Raw genomic sequence first — 20699 nt, forward strand, 5'->3', positions numbered from 1 at the left:
GTTGACGTTGGCCGGCGTCGTGACGACCGCGCGGATCAGGCCGGAGCCCTGGTCGACGCCGACATGCGCCTTGTAGCCGAAGCGCGCGCCGCCCTTGCCCTGGCGCCTGGCTCAGTCACGGCATTCCGGCCCAGGGGGCTACGGGCTCCCGTCCGCCGCGAGAGGCCCTGTCATGACAGGGCCTCTCGCACCACACAGCCTGCACCAATTCAAAGACACAAGGGGGAGGGCGCGCCCCACGACCGCCGAAATCCATGCTTGCCTAACACCCTTTGGGCAGCCACACAGGCATAGCGAAACACGTTCACGGCCAGCGGGGACCAGATCATGACGGTTGCGGGACGAGAGGTGATTCTGCTCGACGGCGGCATGGGGCAGGAGTTGCGGCGGCGGAGCTCGAAACCCGCCTCGCCCCTGTGGTCGGCGCAGGTGATGATGGAGGAGCCGCACCTCGTCACCGCCGCGCACCGCGACTACATCGAGGCGGGCGCGAAGGTCATCATAGTCAATACCTACAGCGTCACGCCGCAGCGCCTGGCCCGTGACGGCAACCCGGAGATGTTCGACGACCTCCAGGCCGCCGCCCTGGCCGCCGCACACGCCGCGCGGGAGGAGAGCGGACGGGACGACGTGCGAATCGCCGGCTGCCTGCCGCCGCTGGTGGCGAGCTACCGCCCCGACGTGACGCCCGACGACGATACCTGCCTTGCCAGCTATCGCAGGATTGTGGCCGCGCAGACCGGGGGCGTCGACCTGTTCCTGGGTGAGACGATGTCCTGCATCCGCGAGGCGCGCGCCGCGGCCGTCGCCGCCGCCGAAAGCGGCAAGCCGGTGTGGATATCCTTCACCGTGGACGACGGCGACGGCACGCGGCTGCGCTCGGGTGAATCGCTGGCCGAGGCCGCGCGGGCGGCGGTGGAGGCGGGGGCGCACGCCGTCCTCGTCAACTGCTCCATCCCCGAGGCCGTCACCGCCGCGATACCCGCCCTGGCCGAAGCCGGCGTCCCCTTCGGCGCCTACGCCAACGGCTTCACCTCCGTCGCCGCCCTGGAACCCGGCGGCACCGTCGACTCCCTCACCGCCCGCACCGACCTCGACCCCGCCGCCTATGCCGAGCACGCCCTGAAATGGGTCGCGGCGGGCGCCACCATCGTCGGCGGCTGCTGCGAGGTCGGGCCGGCGCATATCGCGGAGTTGGGGCGGCGGCTAAAGGGGGAGGGGTGAAGGTAGTGGTGGTGTGAGGGGATACGACGTCGCTAGCGTATTGAATGGCGGGAAACGTTTGTGGCGAGGAAGTAAATGCGATTTAGGCATTGTCGTGTCGGATTCCTATGACACATTCCAACAAGTTGGCAGTACCTGGACTTTGTGCGGTCGGGTGCTGTCAGCACCACCACTATATGTCCGGAAAAATTCTTATCACAATAAAACTGCAAACAACTACTTGAGCATTCTAGCTATAACACGGTATAATAAATAGGTTAAACCAAATGTATTTGGTTTATCGGAAAGTATTTCAAGTGTAAACTTTAAGGAATTCTCCTCAGATTTGCGAATTTCGCGCACTTTTAATCCGCGCATTCTGTAATCTGGATTAAATTCCGTAGGTTTTCCATTTAATAATATTTTTATATTTATATAATCTCCAGGATTCAAAAAATCCGATTTGACAGAGAACGTATAGTTATAATTTTCACAATCAACTTCTATCTTATGTAGCGGCACTGATGCATCTGATATTCGAGTGGATAATATGCTTGCGCTACCAAAATATGATACTTTGGCTCCATCAATATCTATAGGAACATTCCCAGTGTTCTTTAGCATTATTTGATGTGAATATACTGACTTTATATTTTCACCTCCATATTTTATTTCAAGTTTTCCTCCTATATTTTCTTTGGGTTCAAGTATACCAGATGGGTGATCGAATATATACGATATTTGTTTGTTTTCTCTATGTGATTTTGTGACGAGATGGGTTCCTATAGCGCCTACAATTGCTCCAACAACAGGCCCCCCAATGAAAACAGCAATGTCTATAGTTTCCATTAATTTTCTTTCTAATGACTATACTTATCTGTGAAACTTTACCACAGCCAAGTCTTGCTCTGAATTAACGCAGGCAGGTGACAACAAGCCTTCGTTGAGTCACTCAATCCAACATGCTGCCAGAAATGGATAAGGGCTCCAAGTGGCAGCGGTCTATTCATATGTGTGGGGGGCTAGCGAGAACGTTGCTGCGCATGACGAGGTCTAGTTTGCCCAGCTCGAAAATGAATTTTTGAAAATTAACTGGTGCCGCAGGGGTGATTTGAACACCCGACCCCACCCTTACCAAGGGTGTGCTCTACCCCTGAGCTACTGCGGCACCGGGAAAGCGGGCGGAACATGCCACTGCGGGGCGCGGATGGCAAGTCCGTTGTCCGGCGTATCTTCCAGGAAACGCAATGGATCGCCATGCGGTTTCTTGTCCGGCAGGCTCTATGTGGGATGCGGGCGGGATGTCGCAAGGTTGCCGTTGTTTCGCCTTGACCCTGCCGTGCGGGCGTCGCAGCTTTCCGCCTGTGATGGCGACGCAGCGGGACGATAACGCAGAGGGCGGCCGCAAGGCCGGCGCCCCGGCCGATGACCGGCAGGCGCGGCAGGCGCGTGCGCTGCGCGAGAACCTGAGGAAGCGCAAGGCGCAGAAGCGCGGGCGCAAATCGCGCGCGGATGCCGATGGGACGGGCTGTGCCGACACGGGGGACAGCGATACGGGCGGGCAGTGAAGCGGGCCGTTACCGGCACGCGGGAACAAGTTCTCGCGAATCCGACTTGCCGGCAGCGACTCGCGGGGGCGCGGGGGCTTTCGCATTCCGGCCAGTTCCATTACAAAGCGGCGCTAACTTCACCCTGCCCGTGGCGCAAGGCACTTTGCGGGATTTGCAGGACGAGTCGAGACGAGTTCGAACGTTGAGCCGGAGCGCGTTGTTACTATGTCCGTGATGCCCGACACCTGGATTCGCGAGAAGGCCCGCTCCGAGAGGATGATCGAGCCGTTCGTCGAGCAGCAGACGCGCGAGGGGGTGATCTCCTACGGCGTCTCGTCCTATGGCTACGACGCGCGGGTCGGCTCGACGTTCCATATCTTCACGAACGTCGACAACGCCATCGTCGACCCCAAGCACTTCTCCGACCAGTCCTTCGTGGTGCGCGAGGGGGATCACTGCATCATCCCGCCGAACTCCTTCATGCTGGCCAGCACGGTGGAGTATTTCCGCATCCCGCGCGACGTGCTGGTCGTTTGCCTGGGTAAGTCGACCTACGCGCGCTGCGGCATCATCGTGAACGTGACGCCCCTGGAACCCGAGTGGGAGGGGCACGTGACGCTGGAGTTCTCCAACACGACGCCGCTGCCGGCCAAGGTCTACGCCAACGAGGGGGTGTGCCAGTTCCTCTTCCTCAAGGGCGAGGGCGAGCCCGAGGTGTCCTACGCGGACCGCAAGGGCAAGTACATGGGCCAGCGCGGCGTGACGCTGCCGCGGCTGTAGCGGCATAAAGGGGCGGGGCGCCGCGCGCGGCCCCGTCGATGACGCAGGCGTCGATCACGCAGGCGTCGATGACGCAAGGGGACGCATGGATCGTATTCGCATCATCGGGGGACGCCCTCTCCACGGGCAGATCGCCGTCAGCGGCTCGAAGAACGCGGCCCTGCCGCTGATGACGGCGGCGCTGCTGACCGACGAGACCGTCAAGCTCAGCAACCTGCCGCACCTTGCCGACATCGCCACGCTGGCCAATGTGTTGAGCCACCACGGCGTCGAGCTGCATATGAACGGCGAGACCGGCGACGGCGGCGCGGGACGTGTGCTGGAGCTGCGCGCCGGGCGGATCGAGAACGCGCGCGCTTCCTACGACCTCGTGCGCAAGATGCGGGCCAGCGTGCTGGTGCTGGGTCCGCTGCTGGCGCGCCAGGGCCATGCCGAGGTGTCGCTGCCCGGCGGCTGCGCCATCGGCACGCGGCCGGTGGACCTGCACTTGCGCGGGCTGGAGGCGCTGGGCGCGCGCATCGACCTGGCGGACGGCTACATCAAGGCCAGCGCGCCCGGCGGCCTGAAGGGCGGCGAGGTGGTGTTCCCCACGGTTTCCGTCGGCGCGACGGAGAATCTGCTGATGGCCGCAACCCTGGCCGAGGGGGAGACACGCCTGGTCAACGCCGCGCGCGAGCCGGAGGTGTCGGATCTGGCGGAATGCCTGGTGGCGATGGGTGCGGACATCCACGGTATCGGCGGCGACACCCTGACGATCCGCGGGGTGGGGCGGCTGCACGGCACCGACTATGCCGTCATTCCCGACCGGATCGAGACTGGCACCTATGCGATGGCGGCGGCCATCACCGACGGCGAGATCGAGCTTCTGGGCGCGCGCTCGGCGCATCTGCGCGCGGCGCTGGCGAAGCTGGACGAGGCCGGGGTGAAGGTGGTGGAAAGCAACCGGGGGCTCACCGTCAGCCGCAAGAACGGGCCGCTGACGGGCACCGACGTGGAGACCGACCCCTATCCGGGCTTCCCCACCGACCTGCAGGCGCAGTTCACCGCGCTGATGACGACCGCGCGCGGCGAATCGCGGATTTGCGAGACCATCTTCGAGAACCGCTTCATGCACATACCCGAGCTGCACCGCATGGGCGCCAGCATCGCCATCGACGGCAGGACGGCGGTGGTGCGCGGCCAGTCGGCCCTGCGCGGCGCGCCGGTGATGGCAAGTGACCTGCGCGCCAGCGCCAGCCTCGTCATTGCGGGGCTTGCGGCGGAAGGCGAAACCGTGGTCAACCGGGTTTATCACCTGGACCGCGGCTATGAGCGGCTGGAAGAGAAGCTCTGCGGCTGCGGCGCGGGAATCGAGCGGATCCGTGGGGACTAGGCTGGACGATGGCAAGGCCGGGTAGCGAGCGCCTCAAGCTGCGGGCGAAGGACATGGAGGACTTCCAGGTCCTCTCGGCGGTGTTGCAGGACGCGCTGGTGCCTGTCAGCGACATGGCCCAGCTTCCGCGCGAGAAGCGCTTCGTCATGGTGGCCAACCGCTTTCGCTGGGAGGCGCGGGCGCCGCTGGGCGACCTGCCCGACGAGGTCCGCGCCGAGCCGCCGGAGCGTGACGGCGACGCCCGCTTCGAGGACGCGCCGCTTTACGAGCGGGTGCATTGCGGCATCACCTTCGATCGCGTGAAGGCCGTGCAGTACCGCGGCTTCCGCAAGGCGAACACCGACCGCATCCTGAACATGCTGGCCCTCGTCCCCGACCGCGAGGGCATCACCCTGGAATTCTCGCACGAGGCGGCGGTGAGGTTGCAGGGCCGGCGCATCGTCTGCCATCTGGAGGACCTGGGCGAGCCCTGGCCGACGCACTGGCGGCCCAGCCACGACACCTCCGGGGCGGACGACGACGCCGGCGTGGCCATCACCGACGAGACGAAGAACGAAAGCAGCGATCCGTGAGCGCGAACGAAACCCTGGTCCTTGCCCTGCCGAAGGGGCGCATCCTCGACGAACTCGAACCGGTCCTGGCGAAGGCGGATATTCAGCCGGAGGCCGCCTTCCACGACAGCCGCTCGCGCCAGCTTCGCTTCGCCACCAACCATCCGGGCCTCGACATCATCCGGGTGCGCAGCTTCGACGTCGCCACCTTCGTCGCCTTCGGCGCGGCGCACCTGGGCGTGGCCGGCAACGACGTCATCATGGAGTTCGACTATCCCGAGCTTTACGCGCCGGTGGACCTCGACATCGGCCACTGCCGGCTGGCGGTGGCGGAGCCGAAGGCGCTGGTGAAGGACGACGACCCCTCGCGCTGGAGCCATATCCGGGTGGCGACCAAGTATCCCGGCATCACCCGCCGCCACTTCGCCGCGCGCGGCGTGCAGGCGGAGTGCATCAAGCTGAACGGCGCGATGGAGCTGGCGCCCAAGCTGGGGCTGTGCCGGCGCATCGTGGACCTGGTGTCCAGTGGCAAGACGCTGGCCGCCAACGACCTTGTCGAGGTGGACCACATCGCCGATATCTCCTCTCGCCTGATCGTCAACCGGGCGGCCTTCAAAACCCGCCCGCGCGAGGTCGGCGACTGGATCGAGCGATTCCGGGAGGCCGGCGATGCCGTATGATCTGGATGCCCGTGAGGACGGCTTCGAGGAACGCTTCCGCGACTTCCTGAATGTCCGCCGGGATAGCGGCGCGGACGTGGACGGACGCGTGGCGGAAATCCTGAAGGACGTCTACCACCGTGGCGATTCGGCTGTCCTGGAATATACCGAGCTGCTGGACAGGCACCGCCTGACGCCCAAGGGCATGCGCGTCACCGGCGAGGAGCTGCGCGGCGCGGTGGAGCGCTGCGATCCCGACACCGTCGCCGCGCTGCAGACCGCGCGCGAGCGGATCGAGGCGTTTCACGCCCTGCAGAAGCCGGAAGACCTGGATTACCGGGACGCCCAGGGCGTGCGCATGGGCCACCGCTGGACGCCGATCAAGGCGGCGGGGCTGTACGTGCCCGGTGGGACGGCGGCCTATCCCTCCTCGGTGCTGATGAACGCGGTGCCGGCCAAGGTCGCCGGCGTCGAGCGCGTGGTCATGGTGGTGCCGGCGCCGGATGGCAAGTTGAACCCGCTGGTCCTGGCCGCCGCCGACGTCGCCGGCATCGACGAGGTTTACCGCATCGGCGGTGCGCAGGCGGTGGGCGCGCTGGCCTACGGCACGGAGACTATCGCGCCGGTGGACAAGATCGTCGGCCCCGGCAACGCCTATGTCGCCAGCGCCAAGCGCCAGGTCTTCGGCACCGTCGGCATCGACATGATCGCCGGCCCGTCGGAGGTACTGGTGGTGGCCGACGGCCGGAACGACCCGGCCATTATCGCCGCCGACCTGCTGGCGCAGAGCGAGCACGACGCCAACGCGCAGGCGATCCTGATCACCGACGACGGCGACTTCGCCGTGGCGGTCCAGCGCGCCGTGGACAGCCATTTACAGCGCCTGCCGCGCAGCGAGATCGCCGGGCGGAGCTGGGCACAGTACGGCGCGGTGATCCGCGTCGCCAGCCTGGACGACGCGCCGGCCCTGGTGGACCGCGTGGCGCCGGAGCACCTGGAGCTGGCGGTGGCCGAGCCGGACGCGCTGATGGCTCGCATCTCTCATGCCGGCGCGATCTTCCTGGGCCGCACTACGCCGGAGGTGATTGGCGACTACGTGGGCGGCCCCAACCATGTCCTGCCGACGGGGCGCAGCGCGCGGTTCTCTTCGGGCCTGTCGGTGCTGGACTTCATGAAGCGTTCGACCTTCCTGGACTGCCCGCCGGAGGGCCTGCGGGCCATCGGGCCGGCGGCGGTAACCCTCGCCGAGGCGGAAGGACTGGACGCGCACGCGCTTTCCGTCGCCCTGCGCCTGTCCGGCGGGGGCGGGGAATAGCCGGCGGCAAGCGGGGTAGGCGGCGGTGGCGGAGCAGTCGAGCGACCAGGGCGCCGCGGGGCGCGGCCGCATCGTCAACATCACCCTCGACGAGAAAACCGTGGTCAGGCGCAGCCCGGATGTGGAGCACGAGCGCGCGGTGGCGATCTACGACCTGTTGGAGGAGAACACCTTCGAGCCGGTCGGCGATTTCCAGGGGCCGTTCAGCGTGCATCTACGCGTGGAGGAAAACCGGCTTGTGCTGGAGATCCGCGACGAACAGGACGCGCCGCTCAACTCCGTCAACATTCCGCTGTCGCCTTTCCGCCGTCTCATCAAGGACTACTTTACGGTCTGCGAAAGCTATTTCGAAGCCATCAAGACCGCCAGCCCGTCGCGGATCGAAGCGATCGACATGGGGCGGCGCGGCCTGCACAACGAAGGCTCGGAGCTGTTGAAGGACCGGTTGGCGAACAAGGTGGAGATCGACTTCGACACCGCGCGCCGACTGTTCACGCTGATATGCGTCCTCCACATCCGAGCGTGAAGCCAGACGCCGCGATGCCCGACCTTCCGGAAGCTATCCTGTTCTGTTGCACCCACAACTCGGTGCGCTCGGCGATTGCCGAGGGGCTGATGAAGCATCTGCTCGGCCACCGGGTCTATGTGGATTCGGTCGGCGTCCATCCGGGCCAGATCGATCCCTTCGCCGTCGCCGTGATGGAGGAGATGGGCATTGATCTCTCGCGGCATCGGGCGAAGACTTTCGACGACTTGGAGGATACCTTTTACGACCTCATCGTCTCGCTTTCGCCGGAGGCGCAGCACCGGGCGGTGGAGATGACGCGGACGATGGCCTGCGACGTCGAGTTCTGGCCGACGTTGGACCCGACTCATATAGAGGGTACGCGCGAAATGCGCCTCGATGCCTATCGGCAGGTTCGCGACAGCATATTGAAGCGCTTGAAAGAGCGCTTCCCGCTCGACTTGAAACCCGCACCCTAGGCAAGACATCTATTTGGGTGAAGGCCGAACGCATCATTTGTTCCTGTTCCAGGGTTCGATTATTATCCGCCCGCCGCGCCGCGGCGGCCCGGCAACGGCGGCCGCGCGCGGCAAAGCTTATCAGGAGGGACGCGCGAGAGGCGTATGTCGAAAGAAGATCTGATCGAGTTCCAGGGCACGGTGACGGAGCTTCTGCCCAACGCCATGTTCCGGGTCGCGCTGGACAACGGGCATGAAGTGCTGGCTCATACCTCGGGCAAGATGCGCAAGAACCGTATTCGCGTCTTGGCCGGCGACCGCGTGAATGTCGAGATGACGCCCTACGATCTCACCAAGGGCCGCATCACATTCCGTTACAAGTAAGCGGGGCCGCCGCTTGACGACGACGGTCCGCGAAGACGGCAGAGGGGCGGGGTGCCTTGTCCTGGCCTCGGCCTCGCCGCGTCGCCGCGATCTGTTGCGCCAGGTGGGGGTCGAGCCGGACGCAGTCGATCCCGCCGACGTCGACGAGACTCCGCGAAAACAGGAACTCCCCGCATCCTACGCACGGCGCCTGGCGCGCGCCAAGGCACGGGCCGTCGCGCCGCGCCATCCGGGCTGTTTCATCCTGGCGGCGGATACCGTCGTGGCCGCCGGCCGGCGCACCCTGCCGAAGCCACCGGATGCGGAAACCGCCAGGCAGTGCCTGGAACTGCTCTCCGGCGGCCGCCACCGGGTCTATGGCGGGGTCTGCATTCTGGCCCCGGATGGGCGCATGGCCGAACGCGTGGTCGTCACCCAGGTCAAGATGAAGCGGTTGCACGCCGACGAGATCCAGCGCTACCTCGACAGTGGCGACTGGCACGACAAGGCCGGCGGCTATGCGATCCAGGGCCGCGCCGCCGCGTTCATTCCCTGGATCAACGGCTCCTATGCCAATGTCGTGGGCCTTCCGGTGGTGGAAACGCTAAACCTGCTGGAAGGTTTGGGATACGACCCATGAGCGCCCGCGCGCTGGTCGAGGCGCGGCCCGGCGAGACACGCGCGGCGGTGCTGGACACCGATGGCGCGCTGCTGGACGTCCTAGTGCTGCGTGATGACACGCCGGAGGTGGTTGGCGGCCAGTATCTGGGCCGGGTCACGGCGTTCGATCCCGGCTTGCAGGCGGCGTTCGTGGATATCGGGCTGGCGCGGCCGGCCTTGCTGCCCAAGCGCGCCGCGAAGGGGCGCCTGAACCAGGGCGATTCCGTCGTCGTCGAGGTGGTTCGCGCCCCGGCCCCGGACAAGGGCGCCAAGGTCACGGCCCGGATTGCCGAGCCGCCCCCGGCCGAGGGTGCGCCGCCGCGCCTGCTGCGCGCCGCCGATCCGCTGGCGGAGCTGCTGGAACGGCACGATCCGGCGGAGATCGTGGTGGACGGTATCGAGGTGCGGGGCCGCTTGCAGAGGCGGTTGCCCGGCTTGGCGGATCGCATTTCCGGGTACGCCGGGGCGGTTCCGCTTTTCGCGGCCGAGGGGCTCGATGCGGAGCTGGATGCGCTTCTCGACCCTGAGGTTCCGCTGCCTGGCGGCGGCCTGCTGCGGATCGAGCCGGTCAGGACGCTGACGGCCATCGACGTCGATGCCGGCGCGCGGGAAGCGCGGGGCGGGGCGGGGCGCATGGCACTCGATCTCGACATGGCGGCGGCGACCGAGATCGCCCGGCAAATAGGATTGCGCGCGCTCTCGGGCCTGATCGTCATCGACTTCCTGGAGCTTGCGGAGAAGTCTGCCCGGCAGCAAGTGACGGACGCCCTGAAAGCGGCGCTGCCCGATGCCGATGTGGGGTCTATGCGCGCGTCGGGGCTGGTGGAAATGAGTCGCCGGCGCGGGCGGATTCCCTTGCACGAGTTGCTGGCGGAACCTTGCGGGCGCGGCGGCGGTGGTTATGTAAAAACGGCGATGACGGTGGCGTTCGAACTGCTGCGCGATGTCTGCCGCGAGGCGGCGGCAAATCCGGGCCGGGCGGTCTCGGTGGTGGCGGCGCCTTCGGTCGTGGCGGCGCTGGAGGGCGCGGCATCTGAGGCACGCGCGGCCGCGGAACGCACGCTTGGCCGGCCGTTCGCCTGCCGGGCGGACCCGGCCCGGCCGCGCGAGAGCTATGAGATTCTGCTGGGATGATTTGGTCATGAGCGACGACGCCAAGCACGAAGCCGAGGTCGTGCCGCTGCGCCGGGCGGGGCGCGGGGCATGCCCCATGTGCGGCAAGCCGGCAGCGGAGAAGTATCGCCCGTTTTGCTCCCGCCGCTGCGCGGACCTGGACCTGGGCAAATGGCTGAACGGCAGCTACCGCGTGCCCACCGAAGAGCCCGCCCCCGAGGGCGCCGGGCCCGGCGACGACGAAGCCTGACGGCCGCAATTCGCGGCGTCGCTCATGCCGCGGTTCATGGCGGCTTGGAAGGCTCTTGCCGGACTGATCGAAACAAAGCGCAGGTTGGGGCTGGACAGGCGCGCCAGCTTCCACTACAACGCGGCCCGCATCGGTCGTTACGGCCCGTGCCCAGGTAGCTCAGTTGGTAGAGCATGCGACTGAAAATCGCAGTGTCGGTGGTTCGATTCCGCCCCTGGGCACCACTTACCCCCCTGAAAAACCGATAAAATCAGCGGCCGCCGCAGGGCGCGTTTTCTGCTATCCATCGCTGGGGTAACAAATGGGGTAACACCGTTACCCTGGAAAAATCGCCGCACTTTCCAGTACCGGCGGGCATTCACATTGGTTTAATTGACAGGAGCGCCCCGGCGGGCGTTCAATGAGCGGACCGCCAGGGTGTTGGCGCACCCTGACGGCCCTAACCACACCGGCCTTGGATTGGAAGGCGCGGCATGGCTGCAAACTCACATATCACGAGTCGCAGTGCCTCCCAACGGGGTCGGTATATCTCAACCCCATCAACGGGAGGTTCTTATGATAACGAAAGTTAATCGTCGCACGGCCCTTGTTTCCGGCGCGGCCGCCGCTATCGCCGCGTCCGTGCCCGCAGCCAAGGCTGCCAAGCCTGCCTTGAACGAAAAGGGTAAGTTCGTCCTGGCCAAGATCGACGAACTGGTCGCGGACGCCTATGAACGCGGCAAGGCAGCCGGTAGGCAGCCGGGGCCGAACGATGCCCGTCTGTGGGCGCTGTGGCGACGGTTCGCGGCCGTCCACGCCGAAGTTGATCGGATCGAATCTGAATACGACCGGATCGACGGTGGGATGCCGCCAGAACTCCACTCGGATCGCATTCGGCAAGATAGCCACGCCGCGCTGAACCGGGGCGACCGGCAAGCAGCCGTGGCGATCTACGACGGGCGCGCGAAGGCCCGCCGCCAGTGGCAGGCCGACGCTGGCCAGCATCGCCTCCGGGCGCGCGAAGACGCTTTGTTGGCCGAAGGACTGCACATCGAGCGGCAAATGGCCGACATCACGGCAGACTCCCCTGCCGGCGCTGCGGCTCAAGCCAAAGTGCTGCAACACTGGCGTGAGGTCGACGGCTTCGAGGCTTGGTGCCCAGATGTGTGCGGCCGTCTGGTCGACCGCGTGTTTGATGCCGTCATGCGTGCGGCCGGGGAGGTGTAGTCATGGCTATCGACAAGAATGCAGCCCTCGCACGCCTTGAGGTGATCGTGAACACCTTGGCCACCCGTCATGTCGCGGATGGCTTCAAGTTCGACCACCAGCTTGCCGAGCAAGCCCTCGATTATTTGCGCGGCCAAGCGCGAGGGGAGCCGCACACGGATGAGAAGTTCGAGCCGTTTCTCGAATTCATGCGGCGCTACAACCAGTCGCTCGATTACGTCATCGAAGGCGACGTAAGCAACATGTTCACGGGGCTTGCAGCGGCATCCGTGACGGGGAGGGCGTGACGATGAGCGAAGTGCACCAGATCCATCCACGGTCGGAGAGTTTTCAAGCCCTAAGCGAGATGGAGCCTGATCTGCGAGATATCCGCAGGATCGCGTGGTTGCTGGACGAGTTGACGATGAGGAGGCATGTGCCGGATAGAATGGAGATGGAAGTCCTCAACTGGCTCGCTGGTATGCTCGAAGACAAGACGGAGGCGACCGTCGAACAGTGGGAGGCCGCGTTCGACAGCGCGACGAAACAAGAGCAACCAAGGTAGCACACAACCCCGTCGCAGGTAGCGGCGGGGCTTTTCATGGGAGGCGCATCCCGCGCGTGCGCGCGAGGTGGGACAAACTGATGTGGGCACCCACAGTGGTTTTTCGCAAGGCGCATCCCGCGCGTGCGCGCGAGGTGGGACACAGGTGGGACAGCTTGTCCCAGTTTAAACCACAGCGGGCGCGGCAATACCGCTTTTGCAACCGCAACCGCATATACAGGACATGCCCCCGCCGACCGCATGTCGCCAGCCCGCCCGTGCGTTGCCACACAGCGGCTTTCGCTCCATCAGGCGGCTTCCCTGCCCTCGACCGGGTTGTGCCCGTCCTGCGGCTTCTGAGCGGCTTCACGACGCTGATAGACCCGCTTGTAGTGCGTCCGGCACCACGCCGTGCCGCGCCATACCGGCTTCCCGCATTTGCAGCAGTCGTCGCTGCCGAACGGCGCGTCACCCGGTATGTACTGACATGTGGCAAACATCGGCGTTCTCCTGTCGTGTGGCCTCGGTCGCCTGCCGCAGTTCCGCGCAATCGCCTGTCTCGGCATACTCCGCGATCAAGCGCGCATACCGTTCCGCCCGCTCCACGGCCCCGAGGTCGCCGCCCGTCACGAGCGCCGCGTGCATCGCCAGCGCCCGGATGGTGGAATCACTCGCCATAGGCCGCCGTCACACGCCGCACAGCGGCCTCCAGGCTTCGCAGGCTGTCGCCACGGCCTTGCTCGTTGACGGCCCGGCAGGCGGCGCGGAGGAGCATGGCGAAGGCTTGATGCCGTTCCTCCGCCTGTGCCGGGGTGACATCGTTGCGATAGTTCTTCATGGCGCGTTGGCCTCGAACTCAAGCCACAGGTCCGCATAGTCGGTGATGCTGTCCGCTTCCCCCGTGGTCAGGGTCTGCTCGGCACCCGTCCACGACGTGGGGATGTTGGTATGGCTCCACGTCGCAACCGTGGTTCCCCCCTGCCCCTGCGTTAGCCGCACCGTCAGGTCGATCTGCGCGCTGCCGGTCTTCTCGTAGCGATAGCGGATCACGTGGCCGGTGTTGACGCCCGGATCGGCCGCAGCCCCGAGCTTGATTTGCGTGACCTCGTTCGCCGGCAGATTGCTACTCTCGATGTAATCCCCATCATCGGGGTTGGCTTCGTCCAGCATCGCGTAAAGGTCGGAGCCGGTCGAAGGCGACCAGTTGCCCGCGTTGCCGTCCTGCGACGGTCGCAGGTACTGCCCGACCTCGATATTGACGCTGGCGACGGATGACGTTGCGCCCGCGCCCGTCATGACAACCGTTGTGCCGGTTGCCGGATTCGCCCCCGCCGGCAGGTCGGTATCGGACAAGGTGACATCACTGCCGCCGGTCGATTGCGCGAAATCGTTGTTGTTGCCGCTGCTGTCGGCGCCGACCGTGCCCGTGTCTTGGCCGTCGATCCGATAGCCGAACGTGCTGAACCCCACCCCGGCATCGAGGTCTTTCCACGAGCCGCCATCGGCCGCGCTGTAGTTCAATTCGCTCGGATCGTAGATGTCATCCACGAAGACGACATCGAACATCTCGCCAGGAAAGCCGCCATCGGCGCCGTCATCCTGTAGCAGCCAGTGCGTGCCCGAACTCTCCACCTCAAGGGTGCCGCTGCCGTTCAACTCGAACGCCTTGGTTCCGTTCACCCACAAGGCGGAATCCGTGGTGGAGGCGTCGAAATAGGAGGTTCCCGCGTTCACACCAAATTGGAGAGTGACATGCACCCACGTGTTGGTCTGCATCGGTTCGGCGGTCGTCTCGCTGTTGTCGCCGCCGATCCGGTAGATGAAATCAACGCCCGTGTCGCCGCTGGAGGTGTAAAGTTGGTCGGCACCCGTGTCCGAGGCCCAGATGGTATCCAGCGTGGCGTTGCCGGTCCTGCGCACCCAGAAGGCGAGAGTCGCCCGGCTGCCGGAGCCGATGCCCGCGATGGTGGCCTCAAGCCCCGTGCCGGAGCCTGTGCCGCCTGAGATTAGCTTTCGTCTGGTCGCCATATCCGGCTCCCCTTGTTCATGCCCCGGCGGGTGTCCCTTGCCCACCCGCCGGGGTTGCGCGCCGCGTCCGGCTGGGCGTAAAAGCGCGGCACGTTCACTGTCTCACAGGCCCCGGCAGCTTGTTCCGGGTGGTCATCACGTCCGCCAGCTCCAGCGCGTTCGCCGTTTCCCGCAGGAAGCGGACGCCTTCCGCACGGCCTTCTTCTTCGACAATCCCGAACAACCCCGCCATGAACAGAACGAGGTCGCACTGTTCCCAGGAGTATTGGGGGTATTGCTGGAGAAACGATTTTTGCCATTCGTTGCGGACTTCGGCGCAACCGCTCCACATTTGTTCGAGGTGCTTGGCGAGGTCTTTCACATCATCATGCATGGCGACGGCCTTTCCGCTGTTCCCGCTCCAGGCGCCGCCGTTCGGCCCTGGACAAGCCTTGCGGCGCCTGCGGTGCGTTCTGTGGGGTCTCCACGGCCTTGATGGCGGTCATCAGTGCACCACGGCCTTTCGCAAGGTCAGTGAGCGCCCGGATGGTGGAATCACTCGCCATAGGCCGCCGTCACACGCCGCACAGCGGCCTCCAGGCTTCGCAGGCTGTTACCCCGGCCTTGCTCGTTCACGGCCGCACACGCGGCCCGCAGCAGCGCGGCGAATGCATCATGCCGTTCTTCGGCCTGCTGGCAGGTAATGTCGTCGCGGTAGGGCGCCGTTGCCATCAAAACCCCTTCGTCCGCCGCACTGTGAACACGCTCTCCGGCCGCGCCGCGTGCCAACAGGCGATTGCGACTGACAGGACAAGATCGTCGTGGGTACCTTCGCGCGCCGCGAAGACGGCATTACCTGCGGTCGTGAAACGGGCGCGGAAATTCTGTAACTCGCTCACCAGCGCCTTGGTGTCCTTCAACGACGGCTCAATAGACAGGTCGCCGCTGTGCAAAAGCGCCTGTAACCGGCTGACCAGCGACAGCTTGGCGACGCGGTAGTGATCGTGTTGCACCTTGCTCTCGCCTTCGCCGGCCGTGATCGTAACGCCCAGCGGCTTGAGCCCGGCGCCCGCGAAGATATCGAATACCGCGCGGCCAACGCCCGTCTGGTCGATCACGACTTCCGGCCTGTCGACCCGCCAATCTTCTTGATGTTGGCGCTCCAGGCGCCCGGCCAGATCCGCGACATGCTCGCATTGCGACGGATAAGGCGTGCCGAGCGGCAAACGCTCCAGATAGCGAACGGCGAAGGTGTGTTTCTTCTCCGGCTTGTCCGGGTTGCCGACGTTCCGCGTCGTCTTTTCGACCACGCTGATGGCGGTGGGATCGTGTGCTTGCCCCAGGTCGATGCCGAGCGTGTATTGCCAACGCGGATAAATGGCCTTGTGCGGCGGCGGTGCCGGTTGTTGACGATGTTCGCCGTTTATCTTCAACCGCTCCACAGCGGGCCTCCGGTGTCTTTCAACGCAGCCTCGATCACGGCGCTTGAGAAGAACTGTTCTTCGGTGTCGACGAACTCGCAGTAGTATTCCTGCCGGAAAAGCCACTCACCCATCTCGCGCCGCTCATCCTCCAGAAACTCCGGCGTGATGCGTGGGCAGTCGTCGGCGGTGATCCGCACCTTTTTCCAGTCGGCGCCGTTCTCCCAGGTCTCGTAGAACCAGCCGCGCTTGCCGTAGGGGGTGCTCAGGCCGATCATGCGGCCTCTCGTGGTCGCCAGCATCGGACGGACGGCCGCGATCAGGTCATCCGGCACGCGGCTGGCTTCGTCTATCACCACGGTGTTGGCGGCGCTGTAGCCGCGTACGGTCGCCTCGGAACCCGGCAGGGACACGATACGGCTGCCGTTCTTCAACTCCAGCCGCAAGGCGCTCTCAAGCTCCGCTTCGGGAGCACCCTCAACGTGGTGATAGAACGTCGCGACCTTGCGAAATAGCTCGGTGCTCTGCCGCTGCGACGGGGAGATCAGAATGGTAAGCGACGGCGCGGAATAGAAGGCGTCATGCAGGGCCAGCATTGCCGCCGTGGTGCTCTTGCCGCTCTGCCGGCAGCAGTTCAGTAGAATCTTCCTGTCGTCGCCGATCAACAGGTCGCGTTGCCATTCGTCCGGATCGAGCCCAGCGTCTACGGCGAATTCGATGGGATCGAGCGAGCGCGCGAGATCACGAGCCAGCATGGCCGTTCGCCCCCGCTTCGTGTTCGATCTGGCGCGGCGCCCCCGTGAATTCCGGCTCCGTGCCCTCCACTTCTTTCAGGACTTGCGCCACGGCCCGGCGAGCTTCGGGAAAGGGATGCAAGGCGCGGATCAGGGCGGAACGCAGATGAACATACTCCGGCGCCACCACGAGGTTGTTGACCGTCGTGGTGCTGCCGGTGGCCAGCTCGCCCAGCAGCTTCGCCGTCGTCTGGATGTTGTCGTTGACGGCCCGATGCGCCTGCACGGCGGCGCGCAGATCGCCTAGGCGCTCGGCTTCGTCCGCGACGCGATAAAGCCGTCCGCGCTCCGCCACGAGATGTTGCAGGATGCCCTCGGACTCCGACTTGCGCAGTGCGTCGAGATCAATTTCCGTGGGGCGCCCCGCCGCCATCAACGACGCCTTCAACTGCGGCGGCATATGGCTGTCCCGGTGCCTGTACAGGGCATCTTTGTGCAGGTCGAACTTGCGCGAGAGCTGCGGCACGCTGACCTTGCGCGCAAGGCCCATCTCGACCTTGGCACGCTCGGGTGAATCGCAGACTTGGCAACGGCGCCCCATCTTAGACCCGTTCCTTCTTGCGGCGCTCGCGCTCCAGCTTGCGCCGCTGCTGCCGTGTAAGGCCGGCGGTATCGCTCGGACGGCTTTCGGCCGTCACGTCGGACAGGATATCGAGCACCGACGACGTGATGCCCTTGGCCGTGATCTCCGTGTAGACCACGGGACCGCCGCACCCCGTCTTGTGCAGGTCCGCACCGGGAATCTTGCCGGAAACAACGTTGTGGTACTGCGCCCGCAGGATCGCGGCCAGATGGTCGCGAGAGCCATCGCCATCCCGCAAATGGCCGATATGATCAGCCGGTGCGAAGGCGACTCCATAAGGCGTTGTGTGCTGTATGAATTCGTCGTCCTCAACCCTGTACGAATAGCAGACGACACGGCGCTGCTTATCGGAGTAGCCGGCAAGGCAGAAAAAGCCCTCGTCCGCCTGATTCTCCATGAACGCCTGAGCCTCGACACTCATCGCGCCGCCCATGACGTTCTGCTCCAGCCCGTCAATGCAGGCGTCGCGCGCGCTGTCCAAGATGCCCGGCATCGCCTCGGCTGCATCGGCGATATCCCCGAACGCCTTGTCATTCAAGCTGAGTGCGGCGTGGTTGGCGATGAACATGCAGCCGCGTCCGAACAGGCAGGCCCGAAGGTGCGGAATCGGGAACACCTTCGACACATAGCCGCCAGACTCGCCGATATCGTCCGCGTTGTCGGACATGGCCGTGTCCGTCATCACGGCCGCGCGCTGCGGCGACAACGCCATAGCCAACATCGTCATCTAGAAGCCCTCCTCTGTGCCAACGGCATTCACGCCGCTGGCGATATTGCCGAGACCGAAATCCAGGCCCCCGAGCTGGGCGGCCGAAGTGCCGACGCTCGCGGCAGTGCCGAGACTGGCTATCGGTGCACCGACAACCGGCAACACAAAGCGCTGCGTGACGAATGCAGCCGCGATCTCCGCCGCCGTGCGCCTTGCGATATTGACCATCGCACTCCCGACGTCCTCGAAACCGCCAAGCAGGCTGTCCGCCAACTCGCGCTGAATGCTCCGACCGGCCTCGCGAAACGCGCCAACGGCCGCTTGCTCGAAGCCGCCCATGCCGCGCGCCGCCCGATCGGCGGCATCCGTCACGTCGTCGAGCTGAGACGTCGTATCCTCGATACTGGCATCTTCGGCAAAGCGCTGATTGAGCAAGCCCAGCGCCCGGTTGAATTGCTCGGCATCGATGGCCCCTCGCGCCAGGGCCTCGCGTAGCAAGTCCGCATCTTCACGATAATTGCGGATATCAGCCCCGGCCGGGTTGATCTCATCCATCAGGTCGGTCAGCGAGCGGTTGAACCGTTCCTGTTCTTCGCGGGCATCGGCCAGGACGCCAGCATGCGCATCGATCAAGCCGGTGTTCCGCTCATATAGCCGCGCCGCCCGGCCTTGCGCGTCGGTCGTGTCCTCTGTCTCCCGCTGGAGCTGTGACATGGCCTTGGCCGCGTCCGAGGTCCGCACGGCGACGCCGAGAAGCGGCTCGCTTAACTGTTCTTGGACCCGCGATAGCGTGGCGATCTGATCATTGAGAAACCGCAGACCCTCAAGCTGAGCCGGGAAGTCCGAAGCTGGTTGGCCGCTTTCGCGCATCCGCGCCGTGATGCGGTCGCGCCGCTCTATCAGCTCGTCAAGCCGGCCCTGCAATGCCTCGCGCGGCCCCTCGCGCTCGAAACTTTCGTTGATTGACCCGAGCACATCGCGGACGCCTAGCAGCGCGTCCCGCCACAGCCGCGTCGCACCCGTCGCGTCGTCGATATTGCCGGCCAGGGTCAACACCTCGTTGCCGAGTTGCTGCATCGCATCGCCGCCGGTCGCCTCGGTCTGTTCAAGCTCCTGGCGCAGCGTCGGCAGCTCGCGAATCAGAGCGTTGAGGACACGTTCGCGGACCAGCTCGCCGTCCTCAAGCAACCCTCGGAGCGCCCCCACGTCGTCGACGCCTTCAAGTTGATTAATCAAGGCACGTATCAAGCGCGGCGATGCGTCTATTAACGAGTTAAATTCTTCGGCTCTTACAACCGAACCGGCAATTGCTTGTGAAAACTGCGTCGTCGCGGCGGCTGCTTCCTGCTGCGTCGCGCCGGAGATGGACAGCGCCGTGTTAAAGCTTTCGGTCACGCTCAGGATGCGCTCGGTCGATTGTCCGGTGCCCGCAAGGGCTTGATCCAGGCGCACGTACAGATTCGTGGTTTCCGCCAAACCGCTCCGGGTCCGCTCGGACAGGTCGAGTAACGCTTGTTGACGCTGCTCCAGCTCGCGCGACGTGTCCGTCACCAGCCGAAGGCGGTTCTCAAGGCGTGTCGCCTCGTCACCAAGGGACAGCGCCGCCGACGCACCGCGCCGCAATGTCTCGGCAATCGCAATCGCCACGAACCCCCGCGCCGCCCGGCCGGCCGCGACGAAACCGCGCTCCAGCCGATCCATGCCGCGCGCCGTCTCGAAGCTCTCGCGCTTCAAGCGGTCGAAACTGCCCTCGACCCGACCAACCCGGCGCCGCAGATCATCGGCGGATCGGGTTGCGCTACTGGCGGATTGCTCGAACTGCTGTGCACCACGCCGTGCGTCCGAGGCGTCAATGCCGAGACGAAGTGTGGCCATTTACCTTGCCCTCGATAGCATTGGCCAGCGCGGTCATGCGCTCGCAAAACTCAGTGACCCGCGCGCTGCCTTCTTGCATCCAGTTCTGAACGTTGCGGACATCATCGGCGCTCATCTGTGCCAGCGTCTTCCAGATCCGCAGTTCGTCCTTTCGCTTGAGGCTCGACGCGAACGCGCGCGCCGCGCTATGCAGGCTGGTGCCTCCGCCGTAGTGCTCCCCGACACGATCACGCAGATAGATCGCAATGGGCCGGCGCGCCTTACGATTCGAGCCATCCGACAGAGGACACCTGCCACGCGCGATCATCTCGTTGAGCGCGTCCATGAAGCCGGCCTCGTAGCTTTCGCTGTCTGCTACACCCATAGTGGGCCGGGCGACCGCAGAGGACACAGCCGCCCGGCCAGGCGCGACACGGGGCGGTGCGGCCGTATCGCTGCCGTCCTGCGTCATATCTGCGCGGCCTCGCCGTTCTCCAGGCACAGATCGTGAAGGTCGACGTTTCGGAAGCCGCCGGTTGTCTGAAGGCGCACCGTACGGCCCTGCTGCGCGGCGACCTGACACAAGGCATCGCCGTACATAACCGGCGCGGCCGGCGCGAAAGTCACGTCGTCGAGACGGCGCCCGATCTCGTCATAGGCGACGACCTTCTTGCTGCCGCCATGCCGGCGCACGGTAAAGCTGGATTCCCTCGTGCCGCGTTGCGCTGGTGAGCCGTCACCTGGATGGACATCGACGATGTAGCCGATGGTGCCACCACGGGCCTCAGTCAACTCAACACGGTCGCCTACTCGATAGCTCATG

Annotated in this window: 30 protein-coding genes, 2 tRNA genes and 1 pseudogene; 17 read left to right on the forward strand and 16 right to left on the reverse strand. The window is 65.0% G+C overall.

All coding sequences use genetic code 11. The features are described from left to right. A pseudogene (locus DRB17_RS05410) lies at positions 1-108 on the reverse strand (transposase); the annotation flags it as partial. Positions 109-327: 219 nt separating this feature from the next. Here DRB17_RS05410 and DRB17_RS05415 point away from each other — a divergent pair. Continuing rightward, positions 328-1224 carry a homocysteine S-methyltransferase family protein gene (locus DRB17_RS05415; RefSeq protein ID WP_114581178.1) on the forward strand — a complete coding sequence of 299 codons (897 nt, stop codon included), beginning with the start codon at positions 328-330 and terminating at the stop codon, positions 1222-1224. A gap of 216 nt (positions 1225-1440) precedes the next feature. Here DRB17_RS05415 and DRB17_RS19860 read toward each other — a convergent pair whose 3' ends face one another. Together DRB17_RS19860 and DRB17_RS05420 are read right to left on the reverse strand one after the other, a co-directional pair. Then, on the reverse strand, positions 1441-2052 hold the full coding sequence (locus DRB17_RS19860; protein WP_147274818.1) for a hypothetical protein: 612 nt from the start codon (positions 2050-2052) through the stop codon (positions 1441-1443). 244 nt (positions 2053-2296) lie between these two features. Further along, positions 2297-2371 (reverse strand) — tRNA-Thr (locus DRB17_RS05420). A gap of 199 nt (positions 2372-2570) precedes the next feature. On the opposite strand from DRB17_RS05420, the gene DRB17_RS05425 reads away from it, so the two are divergent. The 16 genes from DRB17_RS05425 (at position 2571) to DRB17_RS05500 (ending at position 12529) form a co-directional block, all read left to right on the forward strand. Continuing rightward, a complete protein-coding gene (locus DRB17_RS05425) occupies positions 2571-2771 on the forward strand; it encodes a hypothetical protein (RefSeq protein ID WP_114581179.1) in 201 nt (66 codons plus the stop codon). A gap of 207 nt (positions 2772-2978) precedes the next feature. Beyond that, positions 2979-3533: a dCTP deaminase gene (gene dcd / locus DRB17_RS05430; RefSeq protein WP_114581180.1), complete on the forward strand. Its 555-nt coding sequence runs from the start codon at positions 2979-2981 to the stop codon at positions 3531-3533. Positions 3534-3618: 85 nt separating this feature from the next. Continuing rightward, positions 3619-4905: a UDP-N-acetylglucosamine 1-carboxyvinyltransferase gene (gene murA / locus DRB17_RS05435; RefSeq protein ID WP_114581181.1), complete on the forward strand. Its 1287-nt coding sequence runs from the start codon at positions 3619-3621 to the stop codon at positions 4903-4905. 8 nt (positions 4906-4913) lie between these two features. Next, a complete protein-coding gene (locus DRB17_RS05440; protein ID WP_114581182.1) occupies positions 4914-5477 on the forward strand; it encodes a DUF2948 family protein in 564 nt (187 codons plus the stop codon). Then, positions 5474-6136 carry an ATP phosphoribosyltransferase gene (gene hisG / locus DRB17_RS05445; RefSeq protein WP_114581183.1) on the forward strand — a complete coding sequence of 221 codons (663 nt, stop codon included), beginning with the start codon at positions 5474-5476 and terminating at the stop codon, positions 6134-6136. The genes DRB17_RS05440 and hisG overlap by 4 nt, the downstream gene beginning before the upstream one ends. Then, entirely contained in the window at positions 6126-7430 is a 1305-nt protein-coding gene (hisD, locus tag DRB17_RS05450; RefSeq protein ID WP_114581184.1) for a histidinol dehydrogenase, read from the forward strand. The genes hisG and hisD overlap by 11 nt, the downstream gene beginning before the upstream one ends. 25 nt (positions 7431-7455) lie before the next feature. Further along, the gene (locus DRB17_RS05455) at positions 7456-7956 is read left to right on the forward strand and encodes a UPF0262 family protein (RefSeq protein WP_114581185.1); all 501 of its coding nucleotides are present in this window, start codon (positions 7456-7458) and stop codon (positions 7954-7956) included. Between the two features lie 14 nt (positions 7957-7970). Continuing rightward, positions 7971-8414, forward strand: coding sequence for an arsenate reductase ArsC (locus tag DRB17_RS05460; RefSeq protein WP_114581186.1), 444 nt, complete (start codon positions 7971-7973; stop codon positions 8412-8414). Positions 8415-8558: 144 nt separating this feature from the next. Continuing rightward, positions 8559-8777, forward strand: coding sequence for a translation initiation factor IF-1 (gene infA / locus DRB17_RS05465; protein ID WP_114581187.1), 219 nt, complete (start codon positions 8559-8561; stop codon positions 8775-8777). A gap of 13 nt (positions 8778-8790) precedes the next feature. Next, a complete protein-coding gene (locus DRB17_RS05470; RefSeq protein ID WP_114581188.1) occupies positions 8791-9396 on the forward strand; it encodes a Maf family protein in 606 nt (201 codons plus the stop codon). Beyond that, entirely contained in the window at positions 9393-10550 is a 1158-nt protein-coding gene (locus DRB17_RS05475) for a ribonuclease E/G (protein ID WP_114581189.1), read from the forward strand. The genes DRB17_RS05470 and DRB17_RS05475 overlap by 4 nt, the downstream gene beginning before the upstream one ends. 7 nt (positions 10551-10557) lie before the next feature. Then, on the forward strand, positions 10558-10779 hold the full coding sequence (locus tag DRB17_RS05480; RefSeq protein WP_114581190.1) for a DNA gyrase inhibitor YacG: 222 nt from the start codon (positions 10558-10560) through the stop codon (positions 10777-10779). Positions 10780-10927: 148 nt separating this feature from the next. Beyond that, positions 10928-11003 (forward strand) — tRNA-Phe (locus DRB17_RS05485). A 331-nt stretch (positions 11004-11334) separates the two neighbouring features. After that, the gene (locus tag DRB17_RS05490; RefSeq protein ID WP_114581191.1) at positions 11335-11985 is read left to right on the forward strand and encodes a hypothetical protein; all 651 of its coding nucleotides are present in this window, start codon (positions 11335-11337) and stop codon (positions 11983-11985) included. A 2-nt stretch (positions 11986-11987) separates the two neighbouring features. Then, positions 11988-12272 carry a hypothetical protein gene (locus DRB17_RS05495; protein WP_114581192.1) on the forward strand — a complete coding sequence of 95 codons (285 nt, stop codon included), beginning with the start codon at positions 11988-11990 and terminating at the stop codon, positions 12270-12272. A 2-nt stretch (positions 12273-12274) separates the two neighbouring features. Beyond that, positions 12275-12529: a hypothetical protein gene (locus DRB17_RS05500; RefSeq protein ID WP_114581193.1), complete on the forward strand. Its 255-nt coding sequence runs from the start codon at positions 12275-12277 to the stop codon at positions 12527-12529. A 287-nt stretch (positions 12530-12816) separates the two neighbouring features. Here DRB17_RS05500 and DRB17_RS19865 read toward each other — a convergent pair whose 3' ends face one another. The 13 genes from DRB17_RS19865 to DRB17_RS19870 form a co-directional block, all read right to left on the reverse strand. Next, positions 12817-13008: a hypothetical protein gene (locus DRB17_RS19865; RefSeq protein WP_147274819.1), complete on the reverse strand. Its 192-nt coding sequence runs from the start codon at positions 13006-13008 to the stop codon at positions 12817-12819. After that, positions 12977-13186 (reverse strand): hypothetical protein, encoded by a 210-nt coding sequence (locus DRB17_RS05505; protein WP_114581194.1) that lies wholly within the window; start codon positions 13184-13186, stop codon positions 12977-12979. The genes DRB17_RS19865 and DRB17_RS05505 overlap by 32 nt, the downstream gene beginning before the upstream one ends. Next, complete coding sequence (locus tag DRB17_RS20155; RefSeq protein WP_153242359.1) at positions 13176-13346, reverse strand: hypothetical protein; 171 nt, start codon at positions 13344-13346, stop codon at positions 13176-13178. Before DRB17_RS20155 ends, DRB17_RS05505 begins: the two co-directional genes overlap by 11 nt. Continuing rightward, a complete protein-coding gene (locus tag DRB17_RS05510; RefSeq protein ID WP_114581195.1) occupies positions 13343-14536 on the reverse strand; it encodes a LamG-like jellyroll fold domain-containing protein in 1194 nt (397 codons plus the stop codon). The genes DRB17_RS20155 and DRB17_RS05510 overlap by 4 nt, the downstream gene beginning before the upstream one ends. 94 nt (positions 14537-14630) lie before the next feature. Continuing rightward, positions 14631-14909, reverse strand: coding sequence for a hypothetical protein (locus DRB17_RS05515; RefSeq protein ID WP_114581196.1), 279 nt, complete (start codon positions 14907-14909; stop codon positions 14631-14633). Positions 14910-15070: 161 nt separating this feature from the next. After that, on the reverse strand, positions 15071-15247 hold the full coding sequence (locus tag DRB17_RS20160; RefSeq protein ID WP_153242360.1) for a hypothetical protein: 177 nt from the start codon (positions 15245-15247) through the stop codon (positions 15071-15073). Further along, a complete protein-coding gene (locus DRB17_RS05520; RefSeq protein WP_206607795.1) occupies positions 15247-15957 on the reverse strand; it encodes a hypothetical protein in 711 nt (236 codons plus the stop codon). The genes DRB17_RS20160 and DRB17_RS05520 overlap by 1 nt, the downstream gene beginning before the upstream one ends. Beyond that, the gene (locus tag DRB17_RS05525) at positions 15945-16691 is read right to left on the reverse strand and encodes a terminase large subunit domain-containing protein (RefSeq protein WP_114581197.1); all 747 of its coding nucleotides are present in this window, start codon (positions 16689-16691) and stop codon (positions 15945-15947) included. The genes DRB17_RS05520 and DRB17_RS05525 overlap by 13 nt, the downstream gene beginning before the upstream one ends. Continuing rightward, positions 16678-17271 carry a hypothetical protein gene (locus tag DRB17_RS05530; RefSeq protein ID WP_114581198.1) on the reverse strand — a complete coding sequence of 198 codons (594 nt, stop codon included), beginning with the start codon at positions 17269-17271 and terminating at the stop codon, positions 16678-16680. The genes DRB17_RS05525 and DRB17_RS05530 overlap by 14 nt, the downstream gene beginning before the upstream one ends. Position 17272: 1 nt before the next feature. After that, positions 17273-18040, reverse strand: a complete 768-nt coding sequence (locus tag DRB17_RS05535; protein WP_114581199.1) for a hypothetical protein — start codon at positions 18038-18040, stop codon at positions 17273-17275. Continuing rightward, a complete protein-coding gene (locus DRB17_RS05540; protein ID WP_114581200.1) occupies positions 18041-19897 on the reverse strand; it encodes a tape measure protein in 1857 nt (618 codons plus the stop codon). It abuts the gene before it with no gap. Next, complete coding sequence (locus DRB17_RS05545; protein WP_147274820.1) at positions 19872-20348, reverse strand: hypothetical protein; 477 nt, start codon at positions 20346-20348, stop codon at positions 19872-19874. Before DRB17_RS05545 ends, DRB17_RS05540 begins: the two co-directional genes overlap by 26 nt. Beyond that, complete coding sequence (locus DRB17_RS19870) at positions 20345-20698, reverse strand: hypothetical protein (protein ID WP_147274821.1); 354 nt, start codon at positions 20696-20698, stop codon at positions 20345-20347. The genes DRB17_RS05545 and DRB17_RS19870 overlap by 4 nt, the downstream gene beginning before the upstream one ends. Position 20699 lies beyond the last annotated feature (1 nt).

It is taken from the genome of Ferruginivarius sediminum, assembly GCF_003344765.1.
Lineage (GTDB): Bacteria > Pseudomonadota > Alphaproteobacteria > Kiloniellales > Rhodovibrionaceae > Ferruginivarius > Ferruginivarius sediminum.